This is a genomic window from Ralstonia condita, from assembly GCF_958405655.1.
GTDB lineage: Bacteria > Pseudomonadota > Gammaproteobacteria > Burkholderiales > Burkholderiaceae > Ralstonia > Ralstonia condita.
In genome coordinates, this window is record NZ_CATYWO010000001.1 from 457430 (window position 1) to 473562 (window position 16133).

Below are 16133 nucleotides of genomic sequence, written 5' to 3' on the forward strand. Positions count from 1 at the left end.
CTGGAAACGCTTGCCACCTGTCAAATCCTTGGGGAGCCGATGCTGCCAGCTATGACGGCACAGGCTTTGCGGGCACACTCGGATTTTGGCCACCAGGTACTCTCCGGCCCGATGATTACACCTTCACGCAAAGTCACCATGGATAGCAGAAACGACCGCCAGAAATTCTTCTACCTGCTGCTGTTCGCCGTCACCATCGGGCTCGGCTGGATCCTGTCGCCTTTCGTCGGCGCGGTCTTCTGGGGCGCTATCCTGGCGATCCTGTTCCAGCCCGTGCAGCGCTGGCTCGCGGCCCGATTCGGCAAGCGGCGCAATCTGGCCGCGCTCGTGACGTTGACCCTGATCGTCCTCATCGTGATTCTGCCGCTCGTATTCGTTGCGGCGACCATCGTGCAGGAAATCGCGATTGCCTATCAGGAGATCCAGCGGGCACAGCTCAATTACGCACAGTATTTCCAGAAGGCCTTTGAGGCGCTGCCGGCGTCGATCCAGCATTTGCTGGCGCAGTCCGGCCTGGCGGATATCGCGGGGGCCCAGAAGAAGCTGACGGAAGGCGCCGCGCAGATCAGCCAGTTTGCCGCCGCCAAGGCGCTCAGCATCGGCCAGAACACGTTCCAGTTCGTCGTCGGCTTTGGCGTGATGCTGTACATGGTCTTCTTCCTGCTGCGCGACGGCGGCGAGATCGGCAGCCACGTGCGCCGTGCGCTGCCGCTCGACGAGGACCACAAGCAGTTGCTGCTGACGAAATTTACGACCGTCGTGCGTGCAACCGTGAAGGGGAACATTGCGGTGGCAATGGTGCAGGGCGCGCTCGGCGGGTTGATTTTCTGGGTGCTCGGGATCGATGGCGTGGTGCTGTGGGGCGCGCTGATGGCGTTTCTGTCGCTGCTGCCCGCCATTGGCGCGAGCATCGTGTGGGTGCCGGTCGCGATCTACTTCCTGATGGTAGGCGCGCTTTGGAAGTGCGTGATCCTGGTTGCGTTCTGCGTTGGCGTGATCGGGCTGGTCGACAACCTGTTGCGTCCGCTCCTCGTCGGCAAGGACACCAAGATGCCCGACTGGGTCGTGCTGGTGTCGACGCTCGGTGGCATGCAGCTCTTCGGGATCACCGGCTTTGTCATCGGGCCGCTCGTCGCTGCGCTGTTCATGGCGAGCTGGGACATCTTCGTGCGCGCAAGCGAGGCCGAATGACGACGCGGCCGCCCAGCGCATCGGGAGGCCCGCGGCGGCGGTGCTACTCCGCTTGCGTCAGCACTGCCAGATTGCCTTCTCCGAAGCCGTGATGGCCGCGCCGCTGCACGATCTCGAAGAAGATCTCGCCCGTGTGGCGCTTGATGAAGGTTTGCAGGAACAGCTTGGGCACGCCGTCGACGATCTCGCCGTCGACGAGAATCCCGTAGCGGCGCAGCGCTTCGAGGTCGAGCCCGTGGCCGGGCAGGCGGGCGTCGATGGTGTCGTAATAGCGCGGCGGCGGTTCGACGAAGGCGATGCCGTTGGCAGCCAGGGCGGCCGCGGTGTGCAGGATGTCGTCGGTCGCCAGGGCGATGTGCTGTACGCCCTCGCCGGGGTGGTCCGGCAGGTAGGCATGCATGAGGTGCGCGCGATGCGTGCCCTCCTCGTACAGCGGAATGCGAATCGTGCCGCAGGACGATACCATCACGCGTGAGTCAGGCGCCACGTGCCAGTTGGCATGCAGTTCATGAATCTCGCTGAAGCCGAGCTGGTTGCGGTAGAAATCGATCCAGTCCTGCAGCCGGCCGGCGCCGACGGTCTGCGTGAGGTGGTCGACGCGCGCCAGCCCCACGCCCGTGTGATGCCAGTCTTCGTGCGCAGTGGCTGGGTCCAGCGGCCGGAAATCGATGTCGTAGATGGAGATATCCCCCAGGCCGCCCCGGGCGCCGTGCTTGCCGCGCCAGCGATCGACAAAGTACAGGTGCGTATTGCCGACGCCCTGGATCACGGGAATCACCAGTTCGCTCGGGCCGATGGGCTCGCTCTCGACGGGCCAGGCGCCCAGTTCGACGGCGCGGTTGTACGCATGCTGTGCGTCATCCACCCGGATGCCGATGGCGCAGATGCCCACGCCGTATTCCTCGGCCCAGCGGTGGGCGAAGGAGTCGGCCTCTGCATTGACGAGGAAGTTCATGTCAGCTTGCCGGTACAGGGTGACGTCCTTGCTGACGTGGCGCGCGATGGCCTTGAAGCCCAGCGAGCGGAACATGCGGTCCAGCGCGGCCGGCTCCTGCGAGGCGAACTCGATGAACTCCAGGCCGGCGGTCTTGAACGGCAGGTCGGCATTGCGGCCCATGTGCGAACTCCTGTGACTCAAACGAAGAATGGGAACACGCGTTTTGTACCATGGCCGGGGGTACCGGAGCGAGGCTTCGCTCGGCGCGCCTGCGGCGGCTAGGTGGACCGGAGTCTTGGCAGCAGCAGGAAGGCGATGGACGCCAGGGCACTCCCGGCGATCATCATCGGTACCACCATCGGCCAGGCGCCGTGGCTGTGTGCAGCGTCGTCGAACGCTGCGGCAGTCTGCCCCAGACAGAAGGCGGCCAGCATCATGATGAAGCCCGACCATGACACCGCCCGCCCCGCCAGGTGCGGCAGATCGCTCACGGCGCCCGCTTGCCCACACGGCTGGTGGATGCCGTGGCCCATGCAATAGACGCCGTGCCCCAGCAAGAGCGGCCAGGCTTCGCCGGGCAGCAGCCAGCAGCCCAGGCCCTGGATGCCGGCCCCACACAGGCTCAGCGTGGCGCCTTGCTGCACGGTGCGCACCAGGCTCTGGCGTCGGAGCAGGCGTCTGCAGCCGATGGTGCTCACGATGTAGACGAGCGAGCCTCCGGCTGGAATCCAGCCGTAGCGCTCCGGTGACAGCCCCAGGTAGCCGATATAGACCATCGGCGACAGCAACAGGAAACAGAAGATGCCGGCGTAGGTCGTGGCCGCCAGGAGCGCCCAGCCGCGAAACTCCGCGCTGGCGAAGATCTCGCGCACACCGCCAGCCTGGTGCGGGTGCGCTTGCCTGGTTTCCGCAAAACCGCGCCAGCACATCACCCAGAGCACGACCGCATACAGGCTCATTCCCGCGAGTACCCACCGCCAGCCGGCATGTTGCGCGACAAAGGCGCCAAGAATCGGCGCCACCAGAGCCACCATGCCGAGGCCGGTCAGGCCACGTGCCATCACGTGCGGCCCGTCGCGTGCCGGATGCAGATCGCGCACGGCTGCACGCGCGCATACCAGGATCGCTGCCATTGAAAAGCCCTGCATGGCGCGCGCGGCCGTCAGCATCGCGGCGCTTGTCGCCAGGGCACCGGCCAATGCAGCCAGGGCGTAGCAGGCCAGTCCCGTCAGCAGCACCTGTCGCCGGCCGAAGCGATCGGCGAGGCTGCCCATCGGCAACTGCCCGATACCAAAGGCCAGCGCGAACATGGTCAGGCTCGTGCTGGCCGACCCCAGTGCCTGGGCAATGGCGGGCAGCGCCGGGAGATAGCTGTCGGTGGCGACCGGTTGCGCCGACAGGAGAAGGGGCAACAACAGGGCGAAGCTCAGGGGGCGACGAGTCATGACGGTTCGTGCAGCGCCGCCCGCTCAGTACGCAATGGCGGCGGTGCGCCGGAGTTCGTCCGCGGTTGCGGTGCCGAATCCGAAGAACTCCAGGTAGGCGGGGATCATCTCGAACAGCATGTCGGTGCCGACCTGGACTGCGCAGCCCTTGTCGAGCGCCGCACGCAGCAGTGGCGTGTATTCCGACTTCATCACCACCTCGCCGACAAAGCAGCCTGGCGCAATGCGCGCCACGTCGAAGGGAAGCGGGTCGTCGTCCTTCATGCCCATGGGCGTGGCGTTGACGACGACATCGAAGCCGTCAGGATCGTTGGAGCCCGTGCGCACCATCAGCGCCGGGTAATGCTCGCGCAGCCGCTGTGCAAGTGCCTCTGCGGATTGCGCGCGCGTGTCGTACAGCGACAATTCGGCCACGTCGGCCGCCGCCAGCGAGGCGGCGATGGCCGATCCCACGCCGCCCGCACCCGACAGCAGCACGCGCGATCCCGCGAGTTGCCGTCCCTTGCGCAGCACACCGCGCACGAAGCCGGCCCCGTCGAACTGGTCGCCGAGCAGCGAACCGTCGGCGCGCTTCAGGACCGCGTTGCACGCACCGGCAATCCGTACGGCGGGGGTCACCTCGTCCACCAGGTCGACCGTCGCCACCTTGTGCGGCATCGTGATCAGCGCGCCGCGCAGGTTGGTGAAGCGGACGATCGACTGGAAGGACTGCGTGTAATCCTCGGCCTTGACCCCCATGGGCACCACCACGGCATCGATGCCTTTTTGCTCGAACCAGGGGTTGTAGATCATCGGTGACTTGAATGTCTCCGTCGGGTAGCCGATGTGGGCGATCAGGGTGGTTTTTCCAGAAATCATGATGCGGGAGACGCGTGGGTCAGGCGGCCAGTGCTCCGGCCCGCTGGCGGGCATATTCGGCCTTGTCGACGGGTTGTGCGCTGGGCTGGCCCAGGTCGTTCATGTGGATGCGATAGGTTTCGCGGGCCGTGAGGGCTGCCAGTGCGGCAATCACGCTGGTGGCGAAGGCGATCGCGCCAACCGTCAGCCAGATATTGACGGCACCCGGCGGCGCGACGGCCGTGAAGAGGGCCGGCAGCATGGCCGTGATGGCGGTGCCGACATTCTGTGCGATCGCCATTGCCGAGACACGCGTGCGCGTCGGAAACAGTTCGGGATAGAAACTCGGGAAGACCGCGTTATAGCCTTGGTAGACCACGCCCCACATGAGCAGTGACATGATGAACGCAAGAGGCACATTCTTGACGCTGATGGCATACAGATAGGCAAACGCGAGCAGGCCCGAGAGCAGCGAGCCGATCACGATGGGCGGCTTGCGGCCGATGCGGTCCGACAGGTCGCCCACATACGGAATCACCAGTACGGCAACGATATTGCCCACCACCGGAATCCAGAGATACATGTCCTTGGCGAAGCCGATACCGTAGGCGGGCTGCACGGCGTACGCCGCGCCAAAGATGGTCGCCACCACCGGAATCACGTTCATCAGGGACATGCACACCACGCGCAGCATGTCGGGCGTGCTGTACTTGAAGGCGTCGATGACGGGCGAGCGCGGGCGCGCGTGTTGTTGCTTCTCGGCCGTGAAGGCAGGGGTCTCGTGCACTTCGCGACGGATGATGTAGCCAGCGGCGATGACCACGAAGCTGAGCAGGAACGGAACGCGCCAGCCCCAGCTGTTGAACTGGTCGGCGGGCATGTAGTGCGCCAACGGCAGGAATACGGCGGCCGCCAGGATCTGCCCGGCCTGCACGCCTTGCAGCGTAAAGCTTGCAAAGAACCCGCGCCGGCCAAACGGGGCGTGCTCCAGGATCATCGAGCTGGCGCCCGAAATTTCGCCGGCCACGGCAAAGCCCTGGATCAGCCGCATGACGACGAGCAGCGTCGGCGCGAGCAGGCCCACCTGGTCATAGGTGGGCAGCAGACCCACGCCGATGGTCGAAAAGCCCATCAGGAACATGCACCACAGCAGCACATTCTTGCGCCCGTGCGTATCGCCCAGGTGCCCAAGCACGAAGGCGCCGATCGGCCGCGCCACGTATCCCACGCCGTAGGTGGCGAGCGAGGCCATGATGGCCGTCTTCGGATCGCCCTTGGGGAAGAAGATCTGCGGGAAGATCAGTGCCGCCGCGGTGGCGTAGATGAAGAAGTCGTAGTACTCGAGCGCCGAGCCGATCCAGCCGCTGGCGGCGGCCTTCTTCGACTGGTGCTTGCCCGGAGGCTCGTGGGTGGGTGCTGCGGTCATGGTGGTCTCCAAGTTTTATCGTGCGGCGATGGCCGTCTCTATACGCACCGCAGCGTAGTCCCGCACGACGGCGGGGCACAAGCGAATCGCGAGTGAAAATGATCGATGATCGCACGTCATGGTGCGAATAACGCACGACTCAAGGGTTTGTCCGAGTGGGCCGGTTCGTCAGAAGATTGCGTGGCGGCGGCAGGGTGCGTTCGGGGCTACAGCACCCGCATGATCGAGAGCGCCGTGTCCTGCAGGACCTGCAGCACGCGCTGCAACGCGTGCTCGGTGGTCTCTTCGCCAATCGGCATGTTCACGCTCAGCGCCGCGATGACATTGCCGTGGCGGTCGCGCAGCGGCACCGCCACCCCACGCACACCAATCTGCAATTGCTGCTCGACCACCGCGTAGTCCTGCCGGCCGGCCTTGCGGATCTCCTCCAGCAGCCGCTCCCGCTGCAGGATGGTGTAGGGCGTGTAGGGCGTCAGCACGCACGTTTCCAGCCACGCCTGTACCGTGTGCTCCGGCTGCGCGGCCAGCATCATCACCCCTGCGGAGGCAAGCGGCGCAGGCACGCGCGCGCCCAGTACGAAGCCGGTGCTCATGACGCGGCTGGTGCTGGTGCGCGAAATGAAGACCAGTTCCCACCCATCCAGGACGCTCAGGTACGCCACCTCGCCCACGGCAGCCGTCACCTGCTGCAGGAAGGGCTGCACCGTGCGCGGCAGCCGCGCGGAATCGAAGTACGACCAGCCGACCTTCAGCACGCGTGGCGTCAGGCTGAAAAGCGTGCCTTCGCTCGTGGTGTAGCCGAGGTGTTCCAGGGTCAGCAGGTAGCGGCGCGCAGCGGTGCGCGTGAGGCCCGTCAGTTCGGCCGCCTGCGTCGGCGTCAGGCGCGGGTGTTCGTGGTCGAAGGCCTCCAGGATGGCCAGCCCCTTTTCCAGTCCGGCAATCCAGTCGCGCCGATCCAACGGCTCTTTCTTCATGGCGATAACCCTAGAAACGAACGATGTGTGCGCGCGATTGTACGATCATCGAACGTTGTTGCGCGAATGACGCTTGTGAGGGTGGAGGTGTCCGCCTACGCTGCGGGCATCGTCCGAACGCCCCCTGCGCTACGCCTTCGCCATGAGTTCGCCTCTCCCGGGACGCCGTCCCAAATGCATCGCCACCGTGTGCCTGTCGGGCACGCTGCCGGAAAAGCTGGAAGCCGCCGCCGCCGCCGGGTTTGACGGCATCGAGATCTTCGAAAACGATCTGCTGAACTTCGATGGATCGCCGGCCAGCGTGCGCCGGATGGCGTCCGACCTGGGGCTGGCAATCATGCTGTATCAGCCGTTCCGGGATTTCGAAGCCATGCCGCGCGAGCTGCTGTCCCGCAATCTGGCGCGCGCCGAGCGCAAGTTTGACGTGATGGCGCAGCTGGGCGTGGACACCGTCCTCGTGTGCAGCAACGTGCAGGACGTCGCCATCGACGACGCCGCGCGTGCGGCAGACGATTTGCGCCGCATGGCGGACGCGGCGGCGCAGCGCGGGCTGCGCGTGGGTTACGAAGCGCTCGCCTGGGGCCGGCACACGCGGTACTGGCGCCAGGCCTGGCAGATCGTCCAGCAGGCGGATCACCCCGCGCTGGGGCTGATTCTCGACAGCTTCCATACGCTGTCGCTCGGCGACACGCTGGATGGGCTGACGGACGTGCCGGCCGACAAGCTGTTCTTCGTGCAGTTTGCGGATGCGCCGCAGTTGTCGATGGACGTGCTGTCCTGGAGCCGGCACCACCGCAACTTCCCCGGGCAGGGTGATCTGCCGGTGACCGATTTCGCGCGCGCACTGCTTGACGCGGGCTACACCGGCCCGCTTTCGCTGGAAGTCTTCAATGACGAGTTCCGTGCCGCGCCCGCACGGCCGACGGCACAGGACGGCATGCGCTCGCTGCTCTGGCTGGAATCGGAAGCCGGCGGCGCAGTGCTGCCTGCGCCTGGCCATTTCGATGGCGTGGATTTCCTCGAGTTTGCCGTGGACGCCGCAGCGGGGCGCGAGCTGGAAGCACGCCTGCGTGCGCTGGGTTTCGCCTTCGCGGGGCACCACCGCTCCAAGGCCGTCGACCTGTACCGGCAGGGGCGCGTGAACGTCATCCTCAACATGGAGCAGGACAGTGCCGCGTCCGAGCACTTTCAGCTGCATGGGCCGTCGGTCTGTGCGATCGGCCTCAAGGTGGACGATGCCGAACGCGCGATGGAGCGTGCCCGCACGCTGTGCTGCCACGAGTGGCGTAGCCCGGTGGGGCCGAGCGAGCGCAGCATTCCCGCGCTGAGGGCACCCGATGGCACGCTGCTGTATCTGATCGACGACCGCCAGGCCGATCGCAGCATCTACGAAAGCGACTTCAGTCTTCTGCCCGGCGTGCATGCCGATGCGACCGGGCTCGCGTCGATCGACCACGTCGCACAGGCGCTGCCCGCCCACCGGCTCGACAGCTTCGTGCTGTTCTATCGCGCGGTCTTTGGCATGCAGGCCGAGGCGGTGCAGGAAATCGCCGATCCGTACGGCCTCGTCAAGAGCCGCGCGATGGTCAGCCGCGATCGCAACGTGCGGATTCCGCTCAACGTATCGGAGAGCGGGCGCACCGCGACCGGCCGGTTCATCGCAGCCTCGGCGGGTTCGGGGGTCCATCACATCGCCTTCCGCACCGAGCGACTCTTCGCAACCGTCGAGTCCATCGACCGCAGCGCCGCCCGTATGCAGCACGTGCCCGAGAACTACTACGACGACGTGGCGGCACGGCTGGGTCTGGATGACGCGCTGCTGACCCGCCTGCACGATGACCGGTTGCTTTACGACCGCGACGCCCATGGCGATTTTCTGCACGCCTACACCGAGCCCTTCCGCGAGCGCTTTTTCTTCGAGCTTGTCGAGCGCAACGGCTATCTGGGTTACGGGGCAGCCAACGCCGCTGTGCGCATGGCCGTGCAAGCCCAGCTAGGCCGTCACGACGCGGCAGTGGCGCATCGCTGATCTCGTGCCTTCGCGGGTCTCAGCGCCGCGGACCGCTTCAATGCAGTACCCGTGGCTGCACGCGCAGCCATCGCAATGGATTTGCACACCCACCACATCGAAAAGGAGACAGGGAGCCATGAACAACACAATGATTGCCGCGCTGGTGCTTGGCGCCGCGAGCCTTCCGGCCGCGGCGCAATCTTCAGGCGGCGTCACGCTCTACGGGCTGATCGACACCACCATCCGCTACAGCACGCACGAGAACGCGGTCGGCAACAGCAATCTGCAAATGACAGACGGCGTCCTGACCGGCAGCCGCTGGGGCCTGCGCGGCACCGAGGACCTGGGTGGCGGCACCAAGGCCATGTTCATCCTGGAGTCGGGCTTCTCGCCGGATACCGGCAGCAGCCAGCAGGGCGGGCGTTTGTTCGGACGCACGGCCGTGGTCGGGCTGGAGGGCGACTACGGCAAGCTGTACCTCGGCCGGCAGTACACGCTGGCGCACGAGATCCTGTCTTCGTACGAGGCGATGGCGTTTGCCAACAACTCCATCGTCGGCTATCAGGGCGGCAACTACACCGGCCTGCGCTACGACAACACGGTCAAGTACATCAAGTCGTTCGGCGGTCTGCAATTGGCCGGCGCATGGACATTCGGCGAAGCGGCCGGCAGCGTGAGCAAGAGCTCGGCCGGCGCGGGCTCGATCGTCTACAGCATGGGACCCGCCGAAGTGGGCGCGGTGTACCAGGTCACGCGGGATGTGTCATCGGCGTTCTTCGGTGCGGTGCCGGCGGCGCTGGCCAGCAAGCAGACGGTCTGGGGCTTTGGCGGCCGGCTCGATACGGCCATCGCAACCTGGTATCTCGGGTATACGAACAACCGCCTCGACGTGGCGGACTACAAGAATCAGGCTGCCTATGTCGGCGCGAAGGTGCCGCTCGGGGGCGCGCTCAGCCTGATCGGAACGGTGCAGTACGACTGGATGCGACATCTCGACACCAGCGGCAAGCGCCTGACCACCGCAGGCATGCTCGACTACGCCTTCAGCAAGCGCACCGATGTGTATGCCGAGGTGGACTACACGCACCTGCAAGGCGCGTGGATCGCGCTCAACAGTGCCCCCACGTTCAACAACTCGGGCAATACGTATGGCAACAACGCGCGGCTGGGCGTGATGCTGGGCGTGCGTCACAAGTTCTGAGGCAGGCAAGCCGTGACGGACGGCGCAGCAGGGCTGTCTTTGCCGTCACGAAACGGGCTCCGGGAGCGCATCGCCCCCGGGGCCTTTCTGCTTTAAGGCAGGTCAGAACGCATGCTTGAGGCCGATGCCGGCCAGCACGGTCTTCGCACCCGCTGCAGTACCGCCTGCAACGATGGAGGTCTTCAGGCTTTCCAGCGGGTCGGCCGTGCCCACGGCGCCGGCATCCACGTACACCAGTTGCGCGTACAGCGTCGTGCGCTTGGAGAAGGCGTAGTCGTTGCTCAGCACGATCGATTTGGTCGAGCTGTCATGTGCGCTGCTTTCGTACTTGCTGTAGTAGCCGGCGAGCGTGGCGGTGTTGCTCGCACTCCATTTGTAGTCGAGCCCCGCGCCGATCGACTTGACGTCGGAAACGCGCGCACCGCTGGGAGCGTTGTTGGTCACGCCGATGTAGTTGAGCTTGCCCGTGAACGCGCCAAACGGTACCGCAACGCCGGCACTCCACAGCCTGCTGAGGGTTTCGCCCGTGCCACTGTCGGCGGTCGACTGATAACCCAGGCCGACCACTACCGGGCCCGTGTAGGTGGCGCCCAGTGAGATCTCATTGCCCTTCTTGAAGCTGCCCGCCGCTTCGCCAAGCGAGTACGCCACGCCGAGCCACACCGGACCGACGTTGTTGGAATACTGCAGCGTGTTGGCGGTGAACACGCCCACGTCGTTGCCCGGGTTGCTGCCGGCGCCCATGGCGTTGCCCGGCGCGGACAACTGGTTGTAGGCCCAGCCGTACAGATTCGAGAACTGTTCCTTGAAGCCGCGAGCCTCGGTGCCGATGGTGCCGAGCAGCGCAGGGCTGTATTGACGGCCGAGCGTGATCGCCCCCCAGTTGCCGCTGAGTCCCACGTTCGCTTGCCGGCGGAAGAGTTCCGAGCTGAAACCGGGGCCCGTGGTGAGCGTGCCCGTGTCGCTGCTGTAATGACCTTCGAGGTTGAACGTGGCCTTCAATCCGCCGCCGAGGTCTTCGACACCCCTGAGCCCCCAGATGCTCGGGCTGATGCCGCCGGAATGCAGCTCCGTCACGCTGCCGGCGTTGTCCGCCCCGCGGTTCCGGTATTGCAGTCCGGCATCGACCGTACCGTAGAGGGTGACCGACGATTGCGCCAGGGCGCTCCCTGCGGCGCAGCCCAGGGTGGCGGCCAGGAACACGCCTCGAAGGTGTTTGCTTTGCATGCTGTCTCCGTATTGTCTTTGTGTCATCGGTCCGGCCGATGTGGCCCGGACCGGTTTGAGGTGAACGCCAGGCACGCGATCCGTGCCCCAGCGCCGGGCGGGGGATCGCAAATTGCATACCATCGTGCTGGCGTCTGTTTGCAACACGTTGCAAGGCGTTGCGCCGCTTTGAGCAACGTTTGCGCATGGTCGATCCGGCGTGGGTGGTGTGGTGTCGCGAGACAGTGCATGCAACACCTGTCCCGCTGCGTGTTCAGCCGTGGAGCAGGGCGCGGCGGGCGGCGCGTTACAGCAGCGGGGCGCGGTCCATCCAGCGGTCTTCCAGTTCGCGCCAGGCGCGCGCCACGTTCAGCGCATGCCGGGGATGGAAGTTGCGCCAATCGCGATACGCATCGCCGGGCACGTAGTCGAGCGCGTGTGCGGCGTCCCCGCCCGCCTCGATGGCCTGGGCAATCGACGTGTTGAGTGCGTCGAGATAGGCCAGCGTTGGGTGCAACGTCTGCGCTGGCGTGCCAATGGCTGTCGCGACGACAAGGTCGGCCGGCAATTGCACCAGCGACCGCAACGCCTGTCGCCAACCGGGTAGCGAACCCTCCTGCAGATCGGGCACCCGTTCCCGGTAGGCCAGGCCCCCTGCGCACAGCACGCGCCGTTGCGGCGCGTAAAGCACGGTGTCGGAAGCGCTGTGCGCAGCCGCGTGGATGTGGACCTGCCAGGCGGTCTTGCCGGTATGCAGCCAGTCGCCGTCGCGCAGGGCGGGCTCGGGGATCACGATCTCTGTGCCGCGCATGGCGGACTCGCCCAGCAGGCGCGTCAGTCTCGCCAGGCAGGTCTCGCAGCGCTGCTGCATCAGGCTGGCAGTGGCTGCCGAAGCGAGGAAGGCCGGACGCGGCTGCAACCGTGCGAAGGCAGCGTTGGCCAGCACATGCTCGGGGTGCGCGTGGGTGTTGACCACCCAGCGGATCGGCTCGGCGGTGAGGTGACGGATGGCGGCGATGAGCCGATCGCCCCATCGCAGGTGCGGACCGGGGTCGACCACCAGCACGCCATTGCCGGTGAGGTGCACCAGCGTCGGTACGACCTGGCCCGCGTTGGCGCGTGCTGCTTCGGCGTTATCCGCGCGTGCCGCGTACAGGCCATCCTGCAGGCGCAGAAGCGTGACGCGCACGGGCTCGGCGACCGCGTTCAATGCAGGCTGCATCGTCATCGCAAGCATGAGGCGCATCCACTGTCGCCGGGCAGGGGGTTCGGCCATGTCACCGTCACCGGGCCAGCGCCGCGCTCTCGTAGCCCGGATAGAAGCGCGTCACGTTGCGCACGTACTCGGTGGGCATGCCGCCCCACCGGGCAAACTCCGGCGCCACGGGCATCGCCAACACCTCGGCCAGGTCGCGACCGTCTTCCGCCGCGCGACGCAGACGCGCATCCAGCCAGCGCAGATACGCGCGCGTCTGCGCAATGGCATCCGCCTTGCCGAGCGCAGGGCCGTGGCTCGGGATCAGCACCCGCACGCCGCGCTCGGCGACGATGCGCTCGAGTGTGTCAAGACTCGCAAGCCAATGCTGGAGATCGGCATGTGGCGTCGTGGGAATGCGATCGCGAAAGGCAAGCCCACCCGCAAACATCACGCCGCTGGTGCGGTCCACGAGCACGAGATCGTCGCCGGTGTGGCCTTCGAGACGGATGAGCTCGATGCGATGGCGCCCGAAGCTGCGCTGCCCAGGCGCGAGCGGCTGCGTGGGCGGCGTCGATACCGTGTCCTTCATCCAGTCGCCGCAGATGCGGTAGAGGTTGTCGGCGTAGGCTGCGCCTTCCCGTTGTGCGCCAAGGATGGTGCCTGGCAGCGCCTGCACGCCGATATCCGCGTAGGCCTGGTTGCCGAAGAAGTAGTCCGGATGCAGGTTCAGGTTGAAGACCCAGCGCACCGGCGCCGACGTGACCGTGCCGATGGCGCGCCGCTGTTGCTCGCCGTACTGCGCGGACGGGCCCGTGTTGATCACGAGCACGCCGTCGCCGGTATCGATGAACCCCGTGTTGATGATGTTGCAGCCGTTGGCGGCCGCGAAATCGGCATTGGCGCCTTCGAGTACCCAGACGTCGGGTGCCACCCGGTGTGGCGTGAGGTGGTAGTCGAGGCCCTGCGCCCGCACCGGGAGCGCCAGCATCAGCAGACTCAGCAGGATGCCCAGTGCTCGCGTCATGGCGTCACCTGTGCACGGATGCGGTTGCCGTTGTTGTCGGCGCCCACCACGGAGATGCCCCGCCCCGCAGGCCCGTCGAGGTCGAAGGAGAAGATCGGGTTTTCTGCCACGGGCTCGTGCAATGCGAGCCGCAGCATGGGCTGGCGGTGGCCGTCCAGCAGTTCCAGCCGTTCAATATGGAACGAAGGAATGCCAGCGACCAGGCCGGTGTCCATCGGATGCATGACGCGCAGGCGGATGCGGCTGCCCGTGCCGTTGAAGTCCGGAAACACCCGCGATTCGACGCGGTTGAGTGTCGTGCTCCACGTTGCGTTCTTGCGGGTTGCGCCGGGCAGCGTGCAGCCCCCGCCGGTTGCGTCCACCATCAGCGTGGCCACGTGCCAGATACCGTCCTGCGTGCGCGCCGCGATGCGCACCGGCGATGCCTCCTGCAGCTTGAACCGGAACGACAGCGCGGGGCGTACCGTCTTCGGCTCGAACTCCAGCACCTGTCGGATCGGGTTCCGGTCCACTGCGACGACGATGCGCTCGACCTTGCCGAGCGCCGACGCGTCAAACGCAATCGGCACCTGCATGGCGTCTTCCGCAAACGCGGGGCCGGTCACCCGGATCCGGTTGTCGAACGTGGCAGGTGCGTCCTGCAGGATTTCCTGATGCACCGCAGGCCACAGCGGTGAACCGGCGGGGTCCACGTTTGCCTGGGCCCATCCCGGCCGGGGCAGGCAGGCAAGGACCAGCGCGGCAACGGCACAGCCGCGCGCGACGGCGAGGGCATTCGAATGGGCCGGTCTCATCGGGTGCTTTGGTGGGTCTGGAGAACTGGCGCCACTGCGAAATGCGTGCCATGCGGCATGACCCCATGCACCTGTGTGCGGCCCGCCGGAGCGTTGCGCTTTGGAACAGCCAGTGTTGCATTCTGGAGCAATCAACCGGCCGTGCGAGGCCGCAGAGCCGATGCCGCGCACGTGGAGCGCACGCGGTCAGGCATGGCCCGCCTTTTGCAGAGTCTGAGCGGACACAGCGTCGACCAGAACGCTGACGTCATCACTCATACATCAGGAGACAACCCATGCGTTACGCTCATCCCGGCACGCCCGGCGCCATCGTTTCGTTCAAGCCGCGCTACGGCAACTTCATCGGCGGCGAATTCGTTGCGCCGGTCAAGGGCCAGTACTTCACCAACACCACGCCGGTGACGGGTGAGGTGATCGCCGAGTTTCCGCGCTCGACCGCTGAAGACATCGACCGCGCGCTCGACGCCGCGCACGCTGCCGCCGACGCCTGGGGCCGCACTTCCGTGCAGGACCGCTCGCTGATCCTGCTGAAGATTGCCGACCGCATCGAGCAGAACCTCGAACTGCTGGCCGTGACCGAAACGTGGGACAACGGCAAGCCCGTGCGTGAAACGCTCAACGCCGACATCCCGCTGGCGGCAGACCATTTCCGCTACTTCGCCGGTTGCATCCGCGCGCAGGAAGGTTCGGCGGCGGAGATCAACGAGCATACCGTCGCGTATCACATCCACGAACCGCTGGGCGTGGTCGGCCAGATCATTCCGTGGAACTTTCCGCTGCTGATGGCCGCGTGGAAGCTGGCACCCGCACTGGCCGCCGGTAACTGCGTCGTGCTCAAGCCCGCCGAGCAGACGCCGCTGGGCATCAATGTGTTGATGGAGCTGATTGGCGACTTGCTGCCGGCGGGCGTGCTGAACGTCGTGCATGGTTATGGCAAGGAAGCCGGCGAAGCGCTGGCCACCAGCAAGCGCATCGCCAAGATCGCCTTCACGGGCTCGACCCCGGTGGGCTCGCACATCCTGAAGTGCGCGGCCGAGAACATCATCCCGTCGACGGTGGAGCTGGGCGGCAAGTCGCCCAACATCTACTTCGAAGACATCATGCAGGCCGAGCCGAGCTTCATCGAGAAGGCCGCCGAAGGCCTGGTGCTGGGCTTCTTCAACCAGGGCGAAGTGTGCACGTGCCCGTCGCGCGCGCTGGTGCAGGAATCGATCTACAGCCGCTTCATGGACGCGGTGATGACCAAGGTGGCCGCCATCAAGCGCGGTGACCCGCTCGACACCGATACGATGGTCGGCGCGCAGGCCTCGGAGCAGCAGTTCTACAAGATCCGCAGCTATCTGGAGCTGGCACAGGAAGAAGGCGCCGAATGCCTGATCGGCGGCGACGTGGAAGTGCTGCCGGGCAACCTGTCGAAGGGCTACTACATCAAGCCGACGCTGCTCAAGGGCAACAACAGCATGCGTGTGTTCCAGGAAGAGATCTTTGGCCCGGTGATTGCCGTGACGACGTTCAAGGACGAGGCACAGGCCATTCACATCGCCAACGATACCGAGTACGGCCTGGGCGCCGGCGTGTGGACGCGTGACATCAACCGCGCCTATCGCGTGGGCCGTGCCATCAAGGCAGGGCGCGTGTGGACCAACTGCTACCACCTGTATCCGGCGCACGCTGCGTTCGGTGGCTACAAGAAGTCGGGCGTGGGCCGCGAGACCCACAAGATGATGCTCGACCACTACCAGCAGACCAAGAACCTGCTGGTGAGCTACGACACCCAGCCGCTGGGCTTCTTCTGATGGTGTAGCAGACGCGGGCGGCGGCCCGTCATACCCAACCCCCCGCCCGCCCCCCCCCCCCACCCGCGCAGCAAAGACTTCGCGGGCAAACAT

At 66.0% G+C, this 16133-nt stretch carries 13 protein-coding genes; 4 read left to right on the forward strand and 9 right to left on the reverse strand.

The window, feature by feature from the left end:
- Nucleotides 1-138: 138 nt before the first annotated feature.
- Nucleotides 139-1191 (forward strand): AI-2E family transporter, encoded by a 1053-nt coding sequence (locus R2N03_RS02150; RefSeq protein ID WP_316654682.1) that lies wholly within the window; start codon nt 139-141, stop codon nt 1189-1191.
- 43 nt (nt 1192-1234) lie between these two features.
- Here R2N03_RS02150 and R2N03_RS02155 read toward each other — a convergent pair whose 3' ends face one another.
- From R2N03_RS02155 to R2N03_RS02175, 5 genes are all read right to left on the reverse strand, one after another.
- Entirely contained in the window at nt 1235-2308 is a 1074-nt protein-coding gene (locus tag R2N03_RS02155) for a 4-hydroxyphenylpyruvate dioxygenase family protein (RefSeq protein ID WP_316654684.1), read from the reverse strand.
- A 98-nt stretch (nt 2309-2406) separates the two neighbouring features.
- Nucleotides 2407-3573, reverse strand: coding sequence for an MFS transporter (locus R2N03_RS02160; protein WP_316654686.1), 1167 nt, complete (start codon nt 3571-3573; stop codon nt 2407-2409).
- Nucleotides 3574-3597: 24 nt separating this feature from the next.
- Nucleotides 3598-4431 carry a shikimate dehydrogenase family protein gene (locus R2N03_RS02165; protein WP_316654689.1) on the reverse strand — a complete coding sequence of 278 codons (834 nt, stop codon included), beginning with the start codon at nt 4429-4431 and terminating at the stop codon, nt 3598-3600.
- A gap of 19 nt (nt 4432-4450) precedes the next feature.
- Nucleotides 4451-5836 carry an MFS transporter gene (locus tag R2N03_RS02170; RefSeq protein WP_316654692.1) on the reverse strand — a complete coding sequence of 462 codons (1386 nt, stop codon included), beginning with the start codon at nt 5834-5836 and terminating at the stop codon, nt 4451-4453.
- 206 nt (nt 5837-6042) lie between these two features.
- A complete protein-coding gene (locus R2N03_RS02175; RefSeq protein WP_316654694.1) occupies nt 6043-6810 on the reverse strand; it encodes an IclR family transcriptional regulator domain-containing protein in 768 nt (255 codons plus the stop codon).
- A 142-nt stretch (nt 6811-6952) separates the two neighbouring features.
- Between R2N03_RS02175 and R2N03_RS02180 the strand changes: the two genes are divergently transcribed.
- Together R2N03_RS02180 and R2N03_RS02185 are read left to right on the forward strand one after the other, a co-directional pair.
- Nucleotides 6953-8839 carry a bifunctional sugar phosphate isomerase/epimerase/4-hydroxyphenylpyruvate dioxygenase family protein gene (locus tag R2N03_RS02180; RefSeq protein WP_316654696.1) on the forward strand — a complete coding sequence of 629 codons (1887 nt, stop codon included), beginning with the start codon at nt 6953-6955 and terminating at the stop codon, nt 8837-8839.
- A 118-nt stretch (nt 8840-8957) separates the two neighbouring features.
- On the forward strand, nt 8958-10022 hold the full coding sequence (locus R2N03_RS02185; RefSeq protein WP_316654698.1) for a porin: 1065 nt from the start codon (nt 8958-8960) through the stop codon (nt 10020-10022).
- A 102-nt stretch (nt 10023-10124) separates the two neighbouring features.
- Here R2N03_RS02185 and R2N03_RS02190 read toward each other — a convergent pair whose 3' ends face one another.
- The 4 genes from R2N03_RS02190 to R2N03_RS02205 form a co-directional block, all read right to left on the reverse strand.
- Nucleotides 10125-11249, reverse strand: a complete 1125-nt coding sequence (locus R2N03_RS02190; protein WP_316654699.1) for a porin — start codon at nt 11247-11249, stop codon at nt 10125-10127.
- Nucleotides 11250-11535: 286 nt separating this feature from the next.
- A complete protein-coding gene (locus tag R2N03_RS02195) occupies nt 11536-12474 on the reverse strand; it encodes an MBL fold metallo-hydrolase (protein WP_316656500.1) in 939 nt (312 codons plus the stop codon).
- Between the two features lie 37 nt (nt 12475-12511).
- The gene (locus tag R2N03_RS02200) at nt 12512-13450 is read right to left on the reverse strand and encodes a quinoprotein relay system zinc metallohydrolase 1 (protein WP_316654701.1); all 939 of its coding nucleotides are present in this window, start codon (nt 13448-13450) and stop codon (nt 12512-12514) included.
- Entirely contained in the window at nt 13447-14244 is a 798-nt protein-coding gene (locus tag R2N03_RS02205; protein ID WP_316654703.1) for a quinoprotein dehydrogenase-associated SoxYZ-like carrier, read from the reverse strand. Before R2N03_RS02205 ends, R2N03_RS02200 begins: the two co-directional genes overlap by 4 nt.
- Before the next feature lie 275 nt (nt 14245-14519).
- On the opposite strand from R2N03_RS02205, the gene exaC reads away from it, so the two are divergent.
- A complete protein-coding gene (gene exaC / locus R2N03_RS02210) occupies nt 14520-16040 on the forward strand; it encodes an acetaldehyde dehydrogenase ExaC (protein WP_316654705.1) in 1521 nt (506 codons plus the stop codon).
- The last annotated feature ends 93 nt before the right edge of the window (nt 16041-16133 follow it).